General features: G+C 47.3%; 6 protein-coding genes. All 6 read left to right on the top strand.

The window, feature by feature from the left end:
- The first annotated feature begins 69 nt into the window (after positions 1 to 69).
- Positions 70 to 5,244: an S-layer homology domain-containing protein gene (locus AC0YN3_RS20185; RefSeq protein WP_475776804.1), complete on the top strand. Its 5,175-nt coding sequence runs from the start codon at positions 70 to 72 to the stop codon at positions 5,242 to 5,244.
- A 14-nt stretch (positions 5,245 to 5,258) separates the two neighbouring features.
- Complete coding sequence (locus AC0YN3_RS20180) at positions 5,259 to 5,864, top strand: SGNH/GDSL hydrolase family protein (protein WP_475776763.1); 606 nt, start codon at positions 5,259 to 5,261, stop codon at positions 5,862 to 5,864.
- 537 nt (positions 5,865 to 6,401) lie between these two features.
- Positions 6,402 to 7,781, top strand: a complete 1,380-nt coding sequence (locus AC0YN3_RS20175; RefSeq protein WP_475776762.1) for a sensor histidine kinase — start codon at positions 6,402 to 6,404, stop codon at positions 7,779 to 7,781.
- 7 nt (positions 7,782 to 7,788) lie between these two features.
- A complete protein-coding gene (locus AC0YN3_RS20170; RefSeq protein WP_475776761.1) occupies positions 7,789 to 9,306 on the top strand; it encodes a response regulator transcription factor in 1,518 nt (505 codons plus the stop codon).
- A 69-nt stretch (positions 9,307 to 9,375) separates the two neighbouring features.
- On the top strand, positions 9,376 to 11,517 hold the full coding sequence (locus AC0YN3_RS20165; protein WP_475776760.1) for a glycoside hydrolase family 36 protein: 2,142 nt from the start codon (positions 9,376 to 9,378) through the stop codon (positions 11,515 to 11,517).
- A 3-nt stretch (positions 11,518 to 11,520) separates the two neighbouring features.
- Positions 11,521 to 14,310 carry a 3-keto-alpha-glucoside-1,2-lyase-like domain-containing protein gene (locus AC0YN3_RS20160; RefSeq protein ID WP_475776759.1) on the top strand — a complete coding sequence of 930 codons (2,790 nt, stop codon included), beginning with the start codon at positions 11,521 to 11,523 and terminating at the stop codon, positions 14,308 to 14,310.
- The last annotated feature ends 159 nt before the right edge of the window (positions 14,311 to 14,469 follow it).

Genomic DNA, 14,469 nt, shown 5'->3' with positions numbered 1-14,469 from the left:
TGTACGAAATGATAGGATAATGATGTTACGAGGGGGAATCAATCACAGGGGGTTATGAATTTGAGAAAAATGATCTGGAAACGAGTTTTCTTAGTTGTAGTGGTAGCGATGCTGCTGACGATGGGCTGGCCTTCGGGAACGAATATTTCGTATGCCCAAGCAGATGATAGCACGATTTTTTTTGATGATTTCGAAGATGAAGAAGCTGCGGCCTGGACTCCTGAGAGCGGTTCCTGGGCTACCGTTAATCGTACGGGAGCAACTCTATTCTCTGAAGAATTCGAGAATGAAACAGCCGTAGGGTGGACTATTAATGGCGGCGAGTGGTCTAGCGAACAAGGAGACTCCTCTAAAGTCTATCAACAGAGTTCCAGCAATGGAGGAGCAGAACTAATCACAGGGATCAATGCTTGGACCGATTACTCCTTTGAAGCGGATGTGAAGCTGATCAGCGGCGCTGGAGCGATGCTGGAGTTTCGGCATCAGGATAACCAGAACTTTTACTATTTGTACATGAGTGAATCTTACATCAGGTTGATGAAGCAAAGCGGCAGCGCTCAAGATTGGTTAAAGGCATATGATGGCCCTTCTCTGGATGTCTCAAGATTCGTGCATCTGAAAATCGATGTGATAGGAAATCAAATTCATGTGTATAAAGACGGTGATTTGGTTATCGAGTCTACGGATGAGAACGGTTATATTCCATCAGGGAAGGTAGCGCTTGCCACGTGGGCCTCAACGGCGCAATTCGATCATGTTGCCGTGACAGATCTGTCTGCTAACCGAGTTTATTCGCAAACGGACAGTAATGGCGGCATTTCCTATACAGGCGATAGCGCATGGGCAGATTATTCCGTACAAGCTCAAGTGATCCCGACAGCCATAAGCGAGGATGGAACGATTGGCTTAAGCTTAAGATATCAGGATAGCCAAAACAGATACGATTTACAGTATACCGAAGCTGGGAAAATCCGGATTGTCAAAGTATTGGACGGAATTTTGACAACGCTTACAGAAGCTGATTTCAGTATGGAAGAGGGGAAGGCCTACGCATTCAAAGGTGTAGCAGGAGGGAAATCCATCGACTTTTATATGAACGGCGATAAACTGCTGTCCACGCAAGACACCTCTTTTGCAGCCGGAAAGATTGCATTGAAGATGTCGAGGGCAACGGCGGACTTTGATCATGTTGAGGTTCAAAAGATAGTAGCGCCTATTCATTCGGAGGGTCACGCCGCTTATTACGTTAGTTCCAGCACTGGCGATGATGCGAACGATGGCTTAAGCGCTGATCGCGCATGGAAAACGCTTAATAAAATCAATATTTCAGCTTTCAGCGCAGGGGATTCCATTCTCTTAAAATCCGGCGACGCATGGAATGAACCGCTGGTTCTGAGCGGCTCCGGCTCGAAGGAGCATCCGATTACGGTTTCTTCTTACGGTTCGGGCGCTAAGCCTGTCATCTCGTGGAATGCTCCATACGGCGGAAGTGTGGTCACTGGGCATAATTTGAGCCACTGGACGATTAAGGGATTAGCCGTTAACATCCTAACCTCTTCCACGTTATCGTGGAGCAATATTACAGCAGGAATTAACGTTATTTATGATCATGCCCAGCGCCACGAGAATCTTCGAATTGAAGAGAATGACGTATACAGCGCTCATTACAACAGTAATAGCAATGGTATTATGATTACGGCGTTGATTCCGGGAACCGACATCAAAGAGGTTGTAACGGATGTTTCGATCATCAACAATGAGGTTCATCATGTGGGGTGGTATGGAATAACCACTGCCGGATGGGATACCGCGAAAAACGAGGATTTGCGCTCCCAGATGCTGTTTGGAAACTTTAAAATCAGCGGAAATTACGTGCATCATACGGCCAGCCAAGGAATCGTCCTGCAAAATGCCCATCATTCCGTTATCGAAAGAAATGTTGTTCATGACGGAGGTCTCGGCGTGGATACTTGGGGGCCAGGCGGCTTATGGATCATTGCCTCCCGCGATTCCGTCATTAAATTCAACGAGGTTTATAACATGAAGGACGCCGGATCGGGTTATGACGGATCAGGGGTTAACGTGGATTGGTACTGTGACAATATTACCGTTCAGTATAATTACGCGCACGATAACAAAGGCAACGGCATAACGACAATGAGTAACTACGGAACAAAAATATGGAATAACAAAGTCAGAGGCAATCAAGGGCAGCAGTCGAACGGAAAGGGTCAAATCGCGCTCGGGAATTTCACGGGCAGACCCGATCTCTCATCAGGAGAGCATGATCTGGATGTCGCCAATAATATGATCATCGTAGACTTAGAGAATTCGGCCGCGATCAACAGCGCTTCTAATCCCCATGGAACGTGGACGGGAAATAGGATTTATGATAATCACATTGCGGTTGCCAGAGGAATAACGAACTTTACTATTTTCGATATTGCTTCAAACACGAACTTCGATGTTATTGATCATAATAATGTTGCTAACGAAGCGCTAGCCTTTAGCTCGATTTACCATGGAACAACCTATACGAGTCTTGCATCATGGCAACAGGGCACAGGGTTTGACGGCAATACAAGAGTGCTGCCGCTTGATGAATCGATTCCTTCGAATGTAAATCAAGTTACCGCGACGCTTAGCGATTATCCGGAGCTAGCCTGGACGGCGGGAGAAGATCAAGGGAACGGGATTCTGCACTATAACATCTATCGAAGCGAAGACGCGGCGTTTTCGCCGGCTTATTCCAATATGGTGGGAGAATCCGTTACGGCATATTTTACTGACAGGGAAGAAGCACAGCCAAACACGACCTATTATTACAAGGTTGAAGCGGAGGATCGTAGCGGAATTGTAGGGGCTGCTTCAGAGGCTGTCCATCTAACTACCGGACCGACTGTCCCGGAAACCGAGCAACCGAAAATGGTTGATTTCGCAACCTTTCGCGATGGTTACCAATTAAATGTAGCCGATTTACAGACCATGCCTTATATCGCGGGAATACAACCCATTCAAAAAGTAGAGCTGTACGTGGATGATAAATTAATACAGGAAATGACGGCATCGCCATATGCCTATACCGTAAAGGGCTTAAGCAACGGAGAGCATTCTCTGCAATACAAGGTTTACGATACGACGGGAACTGTCACCGAGTCGAGAAGGATTAAAGTAAACAAGCAAGTAAGTGCCTTGCGCAGCTTATTCACGCCATCGAGCCCGACGATTGACGGCTCCATTCAAGAATGGGGTTCTCCCGAGTTTGTCATGAATCAGAGAGACCAGGTGAGGAGTATCGAAAGCACTTTCACTGATCAATGGTCTCTGCAAAGGTTAAATGCGTTAGGGCATACCAGATGGGATGAAGACAATTTGTATATCGCAATCAAGGTTACGGAAGACGTACACCGTTTGCCGATCTTGAATGCGGCCGATTTGTGGAAAGGCTCCAGCATTCAGATCGCTATCGATCCCGAAAGAGGGCCTGTTCCGGGAAGCAAAGGATATTCAGAATTCGCCTTCGGATTAACCGACGACGGCCAGGCTGTCGGGTATCGTTACAATGCCATTGCCGGCAAAACAACAGGCGAGTTTACGGTAGGGGAGATGGCGATTTCCAGAGACGAGGCGACGAAATCTACGAGTTACGAATTGAGTATTCCTTGGGGCGAAATCCTCCCGGGAGGAATTTCCGTGAAAGACGGTTCCGCCTTGGGAATCTCTGTCCTTGCCAATTATAGCGACGGAAGCTTCATCAACTCAGGCAACGGAGATGCCCGAAACGGATGGATTGAATACAACAGCGGGATCGGCGCGGGAAAAGCACCGATTCAATATGGGTATTTGATTCTTGGCAAACAGAAATTTGAAGCTCCAACGATTAGCGCGATAGCCGGAAATGGAGAGGCGCAATTGAGTTGGAGCGCGATACCCGGAGCGACAGGCTATTATATTAAATACGGTACAGCGAGCGGAGTGTATTCGAGCAAGATTGATACGGGAAGCGCGACGCATCATACGGTATCGGGGCTTACAAAGGGAACGACCTATTACTTTATTGCGGAAGCCTATGATGCTTATGGAGAAAGCGGTCATTCCAACGAATCAGCGATCACCGCATTAGGCGAGAAAGCGGATGGGGAAGGCAATGGAAGTTCTGGAGGCCAAGTCGGCATCGTCCGCTCCAAGGTAGAGATTAAGGACGGCGCGGCTCAAGTGAAGCTAGAGGAAGGCCAATCCAGAGCTGTCGTCCTCTTATCGGAAGTTGGGAATTATCCGCTTCAAGTGCACCGTGGTAAAGTGTCGATGACCATAAGCCAAGAGAGTTTGGATGATCTCAGAGAACAATCAGGCATGGCCGCCGGAGCTTATATTGAAGTAACCATGAGTCCTATCAACGATTCAGCTATCGTAAACGCACCGCTCAACGGCAGCAAAGCGAGGATGAAAATCGCTGGTGAAGCTTATGATTTCGAAATCAAACTCAAGTCTTCCGACCATCGCGAAATCGCGACCGGCATAGTCCCAGGCGGCATTACGTTATCTCTGCCTTACGATCCTGGTCAAGTAGATCCGGAGCTTCTCGGTATTTACAATTACGATAAGGCGAAGCTGCAATGGAGATATGTCGGCGGCGAAATCGATGAGGCGATGAATCAAGTTAAGGTGACGCTGCAGCATCCTGGCGTGTATTCGGTCATGGAATATAACAAAGCTTTCAGCGATGTGAAAGAAGGTCACTGGGCGAAGCGGGTGCTTCAAATACTGGCAGCAAAGCATATGGTCAATGGCGTGGATGAATGGCGATTTAACCCAGAAGGAAAAACGACCAGAGCAGAATTCGCAACTTTACTGGCGAATGCATTTAACCTGGAAACCGAAGGCGTAAACCACACGTTCACCGATGTCAAAGCGGATGCATGGTATGCGGATAGCGTAGCGGCAGCCATTCAAGCCGGGATCGTTACGGGGGTAAGCGCAAATCAGTTTGCCCCAGACCAATTCATCAGCCGGTCGGAAATGGTCGTGATGATCGTGCGTGCGGCGGGCATTCAACCGAAGCCGGAGGAGGCGGCGGTCGGCTATGCCGATGCGCATGATATTCCGAGATGGGCTCTACCCTACATTGCCGCTGCCGAAGAAGCGAACTTGGTTCGTGGAAGAGGAAGCAACCTGTTTGCGCCTCAGAGCAAGGCGACGCGGGCGGAGGCTGCCCAACTCGTATACAATCTATTCATTAAATAAAGGGGAGATGGCAGATGTTGCTGCAAGAAGGTCAGAAAATGATATTTATTGGCGACAGCATTACGGATTGCGGCAGAAAGGATGATCCTGAACATATGGGAGGCGGATATGTACGCATCGTTCGGGATTACTTATCGATCGTACGTCCGGAAATCACTTTGCAGGTCGTGAACCAAGGGATAAGCGGTGAGACGATATTGGATCTAAAGGTACGGTGGAAGGAAGACGTCATCGAGTTAAAGCCCGACTGGCTGACCATATCGATTGGCATAAATGATGAATGGAAAAACGTCAGCTGCAATGAATTCAGGGATACCTACCGGGAATTATTGAATGAAACGAAAAGCAAGACGGGCTCCTCCTTGATCGTAATGGAAACGACAATCCTATCCGAAGATTCGAACGATGGGAAAAATGATCGCCTTCTTCCCTATAATCAAATCATAAGAGAGGTCGCCGCGGAATTCGAAGCCATTCTCGTGCCTCAGTATCAAACATTTACTTCATACTTAAGGGAGCAACGCGGGAAGACGCTAACCGTGGATCAAGTTCACATGAATTCGACAGGGAATTTGCTAATGGCCATTAATTGGTTGAAGGCTTGCGGGTTCGCACAATGAAATCGCATAAAAGCACATATGATTTCGCCGTAAAACACATAGACAAACCGATGGTATTGTGACAATATAGAGTCGTTAACCCTTGTCCGATCTGCTATGAAAATGTTGCTACCATCATATTTCTCGGAGGATCTCATGTTTAAAGAACTGGTATCCTATACAAGAAAATATAGGTTAAGATCTCGTATGATCCTCATAAATATTTGCATTGCCGTTTTGCCCATTCTCCTTCTAGGGACAGTGGGCTATTTTTCTTATATTAATATTCTCAAAAAGAACGCGCTCGATAATATTAATATTTTCGTGACGCAGACCAACAATCGTTTCGACGAATATTTTTACCGAATGGATCAGCTTTCAAAGTCGATTTTCTTTAACAAGAACGTTCAGGCCATCATGCTCCAGAATAAATCATGGCAGGAATCCGATATTTTGCTAAAAAATTTAAACTCGTACTTGTCACTGGAACCCGCCCTGAATTCTATCGGCATGATTAGCTTACAGGACTTCCGCTTAGTATCCACCGGAGAACTGCTTATGCAACCAATGGTGGCGTATTTGGAGGAGATGCAAAATACGAACAACCTAAGCAATAAGCTGCAGATATCCCCTCCATTTTTAAAAGATCACGGCATACTGGCTTTCAGAAAGGTTAAATCCGTTCTTCCAAACCAATACCTGCAGGAAATATATATAGGCGTTTTGTTATTGGATACGGAATGGATACAGCAAATATTACGCTCAGCGGATTTGGCGGATAAAGCGGAGCTCTATATTATGAACGAGAAGGGGGATCTCATCGGCTCTTCGACTCATAATCCCGATTTCGAAAAACGATATGCCCAGGCTAAAATGAACCCGGATTACAAAGTCGTCGATTTTCAAATGAACGGCATCAATTATTTGTACCAATCCCTCCCGATCGAAAGCTTGGGCTGGAAGTTCGTGGCATTAATTAATGCAGATAAGCTTGTGGGAAAGGCATCCATCATTCAGTATATCGTGATTTCGGCTATAGCGATCATGGTCTTGATCGTCATCTGGGCCGCGGCCTCCTTTAATATTCGCTTGACCCATCCCATTACTAAGATGGCCGATATTTTCGATAGCGCAGCGAGCGGTGACCTGGATGCCCGTTTGAGATTCGGCTATAAGAATGAAATCACCATCATTCAAGACCACTATAACAATATGATGAATGAAATCAAGAAGCTTACGGACAATCTGCTGCAATCCCAGCAGCAGCTCTATGAAACGGAAATGGAGAAACGAATGTTTCAGTTGAATGGTCTCCAGAGCCAGATTAATTCTCATTTTCTGTATAACGTTCTTCACTCGATTAGAGGCATGGCCTTGTCCAACGCACGGAGGGAGGTAGCTGTCGCCATTGACAATCTCGTCTCTTATTTCCGCTACATTACCCGAACGGATGAATTTGTTCTTCTGCACAAAGAGCTTGATCATCTGGAGCGCTATATTGACATTCAAAAAATAAGATTCGGGGAACGGCTGCAGTTTAAAGTAATCATGGATCAGGGTCTCGGAGCCCGTTCGATCGTGAAGCTCATCCTTCAGCCGCTTGTTGAGAACGCTTTATTTCATGGTCTCGAAGGAAAGACAGGGCGATGGATCATTCATATCCATGCGACTGTTGACGAGGAGAATCAATTGCTGATCAAGGTGATGGATAACGGAGTCGGCATGAGCGAGGAACGCTTGATTCGCATGCAGCAGGATTTTGACAACATGAACAAGAGCTCAGCCGAAACCGCAGGACTGGGACAAGGAATCGGGCTCGTCAATATTCATAAAAGAATTCAAATCTATTACGGGAAGCCCTATGGTCTATCCATTAAAAGCTGGAGAGATAGGGGGACGGTTGTGACGGTCAGCGTACCACTTAAAGCGAAAGGGTGAGTAAACTTTGCATAAGCTGATCCTTGTTGATGACGAGCCGTGGATATTGAAGGATATGGAACAAATTGTGGATTGGGAAACGCTCGGCTTCCAAATTGTAGCGAAAGTAAACGACGTACAAACGGCTGAAAGCCTGTTGAAGCGCAAATCGATCGATGTCGTGATCAGCGACATTCGTATGCCAGGGAAAAGCGGCTTGGATTTATTGTCTTTCGTAAACCGTGTTTCTCCCCATACGCTGGTGGTGTTCATGAGCGCATACAGCGAATTTAGCTACGCGAAAAAAGCGCTGGAGCTTGGCTGCTTTGCCTATCTGCTTAAACCTGTCAACGAGCAGGAATTGCGGGATACGTTATCGAATTGCAGCAATCGGTTAGCTGAACGCGACCGGAACCAGCGCGTACTACAGACCTACCACAATTCCATGCTGTTTCTGGAAATGATCGAGAAGGGATTAACCGTACAGCAAGTCTCTCAGTTAAAAGGTTTGAATGTTGGAATGGGCAGCGGTGCGGGATATGCCTTTGCCATCGTGAAAAGCAAAACAGCCATATCGGAGCAAGATTTGCTGAATTCGGATCGATTGCTGCATGAACAAGGCTTTTCTTTTTTTCGTGCCATGGCAAGCCCGCTTAAATGGGCGTATTTATTAAGTCATTCCGATTTGGATTCGAATACGCTTAAGTCCGTATATAAACGCGTATTAATCATGGCAGCAGAGCTTCACTGGGATGTAGGAGTAAGCCTGTCGAACGACTCCGGCAGTCAAATCGCGAAATATTACAACCAGGCGAATATGATGGCTGACACTTCTTCCTTGAACGGCAGGATAGGGGTTTACCGTTATAGGCCGAGAATAAACGCGGCATTGCCCTCTATCATGGAGCGGATAGGAAAAGCAACAAAGCTTGAACATTTGGAAGCGGCGTTATTCGATGTGCATAAAGGAATAGCCAAAGATCACATTCATTTGAACGGGCTAGCCGAAATTTATAATTTTTTTGTCGTGGTGATCAAGAACTTCTCTTCGTCGACCCAATCATTCGCTGAAGACTCCATTACCGTCCAAGACCTGGTCCTACACTACGGCAATCCCCATGATTTGCTTGTACAGATGAGGATGTTAATTGACGAGCTTAAGAAGAAACCGTCCGAGTTAACGACCTTTCCAATCGTTGACGAAATTATCAAGGATATCGAACGACGATACGCGCACAAAATATCTCTCAAAGAATTTGCCCAACAATACTTTATTAGTCCGAACTACCTGAGTCATCTCTTTAAGCAGGAGAAGGGCCAAAGCTTTATCCATTTCCTCATTCAGAAAAGGCTTGATGCCGCTGTTGCGCTATTGAAAGAGGATATATCGCTATATGATGTCGGAAAGTTAGTCGGGTATGATGATTATGCCCATTTCAGCAAGCTATTCAAGAAACATCTAGGTCAATCGCCGCTTGAGTACAAACAGCGCTTGGACAATAAAAACTTCGTACACAAGAAACCACAACCAAATCTCTTTGATTAACACATAGAAATGCCTTCGAGCCCGTGTCACAATGAGAACCATTAATCAAGAAAAGAGGGTGAATGAAAAGTGACAAGGGCCTATGGCATGGAGAAGGATACGTTGGAGATGCTGAGTTGGATTAGACTATACGAGAATGGGATTTATTTGGAGATTCAGATTGCCGAAGACGGAGATGTCCGTTTGGTTCATCTATCTCCTTTCCCATCGAATGAAGATGTACGAGGAACAGAGGAGGAACGGGGAACGCGCCGAATCGTCGAACTGCAAGTGTCGGGCGAAGATCGGAATGATCATCATGCCTCCAAATATACGGGGACCATGCCGGGAGGGAGACTGAAGTACGACAGCCACAGAGATTTCTATAACGAAAGCGGAAGAAAGCTCGAAGTGGTTATGGAAGACAGGGGAATGCGTGTAACGGTACACTATCAATTTTACAACGATATCCCTGTCATCCGAGCTTGGACGGAGGTCGTCAATCAGAGTGTGAATCCCATTCCAATGGAATACGTTTCTTCGTTTACAGTTACGGGGATCGCGGGCGGAGGCAGCGGATCATGGGAAGCCAAAAGCCGTCTTCATATTGCACATAATGCATGGCACGGAGAGCTGCAGTGGAGAAGTTACAGGCTACCCGAGCTAGGTTTAACGAAAGTAAATGACTTTTCGATCAAAAGACTTTCATACAGTAACTCGGGAACCTGGTCTTCCGCCGATCTTCATCCGATGGGTGGATATGAAAATAGGGAGACGGGAATGGCCATCTGCTGGCAAATTGAGCATAACGGTTCTTGGCATTGGGAATTGAGCGATAAGGCGAATGGTCAACTTTATTTGCAATTAAGCGGCCCTACGGAGAACGAAAGCCATTGGTGGAAAAACGTCGCGCCAGGCGAAGCCTTTATCTCCGTTCCTGCAGCGATTGCGATTGTCAAAGGAGGGTTCGAACAGGGAATTGTGGAAATGACGCGCTATCGGCGAGAAATCCGTCGTAGGAACGAAGACAATGAGCGGCTTCCCGTTATTTTCAACGATTACATGAATTGTCTATTCGCTGATCCAACGACCGAGAAGATTTTACCCTTAGTTGATGCGGCTGCTTTGGCGGGTTGCGAATATTATTGCATCGATGCTGGCTGGTATGCGGATGGCGAATGGTGGAGCAATGTAGGGCTTTGGCAACCGTCACCAAGACGTTTCCCAGGCGGCTTGCAGGAGGTACTCGACTATATCCGGGCGAAAGGCTTAATCCCGGGACTTTGGCTGGAACTTGAAGTTATGGGCATCCATTGCCCCTTGGCGCAGCAAGTGCCGGATGAATGGTTTTTCATGCGACATGGCAAGCGGGTCATTGATCACGGCAGGTATCAATTGGATTATCGACATCCCGAGGTCATTCAATATGCAGATGAAGTGATTGACCGTCTAGTGACGGCGTACAAGGTCGGTTATATCAAAATGGACTATAACATTAATGCAGGGATCGGTACAGAGGTTAGCGCCGATAGCTTCGGCGATGGCTTGCTTCAGCATAACCGTGCCTACCTGCGCTGGCTTGATAGCGTATTTGCCCGTTATCCGGATTTGGTCATCGAGAATTGCGGGAGCGGCGGTTTGCGTATGGATTATGCTTTGCTCACCAGGCACAGCGTGCAGTCGATTAGCGATCAGACGGATTACCGCAAGTTTGCGGCGATATCTGCTGCTGCTCCTACGGCGCTTACTCCAGAGCAATCCGCTGCTTGGTCATATCCGCTGAAGGACGGAGACCGGGAAGAGGTCATCTTTAACATGGTGAACAGCATGTTAATGCGCGTACATCAGAGCGGGCACTTGTCGGACATTTCATCGGATCGCTTTGAATTAATTCGCGAGGGGATTTACTACTACAAGAGCATCCGGTCGTCCATTCCAAAGGCTCTTCCTTTTTGGCCGATTGGTTTGCCTAAGCATGGCGATCATTGGCTTAGCCTTGGACTTAGATGCGGTGAGAAGGCTTATGTGGCGGTATGGAGATTGGAAGGCGGAGCGAGTGAAGCGAGATTTCCGATTCCGGATTGCGATGGCAAGAAAGTAACGGTTCGATGTGGGTTTCCCCAGAATGAGAGCGTTAGTTGCAGCTGGAATCAGCTTGAAAATGCATTAGTTGTGACGCTTCCATCCGAATTTACGGCTCGCCTGTATGAACTGCACATGGAGGAGGAGTAGCCAATGGCCCAAAAGTGTGTCTTTGTTGCATGGATATTCGTTATAGCCATGATTGTCTTCGTTTATAATGACAGGGCTTACGCAGCGGGTACGACCTATTATGTAAGCAGTTCAACGGGCAATGATCATAATAACGGGACTAGCGCAGGCACTCCTTGGCAAACTTTGGCTAAAATTTCTAACCTTACGTTTAATCCTGGCGATAAAATATTATTAAAATCAGGCGATACTTGGAACGAAAGCGTTTCCTTGAACGGTTCGGGAACGGCTCTGCTTCCGATCCAAATGACTGCCTATGGCAGCGGGAGCAAACCCATCATTCGATCTTCGGCACCCGCTGTGGTGAGCCTAACGAATGTGAGCGGATGGACCATTGCGGGATTGGATATCGAGTGTACAACGACGAATGCGCTAACTAGCCCAACTGCAACGAACAGAGCGATCGTCATTACTTATAATGCGGAAGGAACCTGGTCCAATATCACAATAGAGGGAAACTGGGTTCGTGGCTCTGGAATCAACAGCAATTCGGAGGGCATTCTGATTACGGCGGTTTATCCGACAAACAAGCATAGCGAAGTCGCGCGAAATATCGTTATAAGCCATAATGAAATCTATATGCTCGGTTGGAGAGCAATCGGAGTTGCCGGTTGGGATAGCACGTTGTCGGACAATCTTAAAAGCTCCGCGTTATTCCGCAATGTGAAGGTTCACAGCAATGTGGCATACCAGCTTGGAAACCAAGGGATCGTCATCGGGAATTCGAATCATAGCACGATAAAATGGAACCTCGTACATGATGCCGGACAATATGCCGGAACAGGGGTCACCTGGGGACCGGGAGGAATTTGGCCAGTCGCAAGCTCCTACGTTGATGTCATGTTTAACGAAGTCTACAATATGTCCGACAGCAACACGGGGCATGATGCTTCCGGATTAAACATTGATTGGTCTAATGAATATGTCAACGTTCAATATAATTACGCTCATAATAATAAAGGCAACGGCGTGACGACTATGGCGAACATTAATTCGAGAATCACTGACAATAAAGTGAAGGGCAACCGCGGAGAAACCTCGATCGGAACAGGCCAAATCGCATTAAGCGACTTTACGGCGGATACGGGCAGATATTCCGGCTTAAAAAATCTCGTTGTCGCCAATAATTTAATCGTAGTGGATCAAGCGAATACGAGTGCGTTAAGCAGCAAAGACGTGTCACCCGGGGACGCTTGGTCGGGAGATTCGTTCCAGAATAATCGGATCGTCATGGCGAACGGAATTTCGGGAACTTCAGCTTATAAAATCGGGTTAAGCGCTCCGCTTGATCTTGTCAATGACAATCGATTCTATCAGGCAAGCGGAACGGCATTCCAAGCTGAAAGGTTTGGTGTCAGCTACAGCACCATAGCGGCATGGAGAAGCGCCACCGGATTCGATCTAGGCAGCACCATCTCCGCATTGGATACTGTGGCACCGAGCAATCCGTCCGTGGGATCGGCAGCCTGGAATAGCGGAAGCTTAGGCATATTGTTATCTTGGACGGCAGCTTCCGATGCGGGGTCAGGAGTTCATCACTACAATATTTACCGTTCAACGACTACAAGCTTTACGCCTGCCTACAGCAATATGGTTGGAGAATCAACGACCGCAAGCTTTACCGACCGGCAAGAGCTTCAAAGCGGCACAGCCTATTATTATTTGATTGAAGCCGAAGACAATAATGGAAATGTTAGCTCAGGCACAACCTCGGCAGGCGCGACCAGCGGGACCATTCCGGAATCTGCAAGAAGGTATGAAGCGGTTAAGGACGTCGGGGCGATCTCGCAGGGGCCGGTTTGGTACTATCACAAATGGAATGGCACGGCTTATGCGCCATTGGGAAATTACTACGCGCCATGGAGAATGTGGCGGGACGGGGCGACTTACTTAACGATAGGGGAAAATCTGCAATCTCCCGATGGAAGCGATTCTGTAAGAACATGGTTAGCGCCGGAGGACGGCGAAATTACGCTCTCGTCAAACGAAGCCATTCACCTGTTGAACACGGGGGCGGGAGCAGATGGCGTAAACGTTAAAATTATGAAAAACAACGCGCAAATTTGGCCGGAGAGCGGCTGGCAGCAGGTCATCTACGGAACGGCAGTATCAGCCCCCGCAATAACGCTCGATGTGATCAAGGGCGATGCGATACGTTTTGTTGCGAATCAGAATGCGAACAATTTGTACGATACGATGTATTGGAATCCTATCGTAAGCTATAGTTCCGTTTACTTATTATCCGAAAATTTCGAGAGTTCCGCAGGAAGATGGACCGTGCAATCGGGCAGCTGGTCGGTCGTGACGGATAGCGGCAGCAAGAAATACAGGCAGACGGACTACTCAGGGAGCCTTGCAACGGCAGGGATCGACTCGTGGAGCAACTACGCGTTAGCTAGCGATATTCAAATAAGCAATGCCGCGGGAAGCGGCGGTTTTGCGAATCTGGTATTTCGTCTAACGGATGCAAATCATAAATATTTTGTTTATATCAGCAATATGCACGGGATTGCAATCAAGAAAACGATAGCGGCAACCCAGACGGTGCTGGCGTCGAAAGCCTATACGATTAATGTCGGGACGACTTACCGCGTTTCGGTTGAAGCTATAGGCAATCGATTGGACCTGTATGTGGACGGCGTTCTGCAATTAAGCGCAACAGATCCTGCTTTTACGTTTAGCAAGGGGAAGATCGGTTTAGAAACGTATAATGCGACTGTGCTGTACGACAACGTTATGCTCATTGAGCAATAGGGATGCAGGAGGCCTCGATCACCGATCGGGGCTGTTTTTTTTGAATAAGCATTTCGATAACATCGTAACAAACTACAACCAATGTTCAATACTGAGCACATATAAAGGGACTGACGTCTATGGCACAATAAATATAGCAAGAGAGAGTTATAACAGGCG

Source organism: Paenibacillus sp. J22R232 (assembly GCF_056269165.1).
Note: the sequence above shows the minus strand (reverse complement) of the source record. Positions and strands in the feature narration are given on the sequence as shown.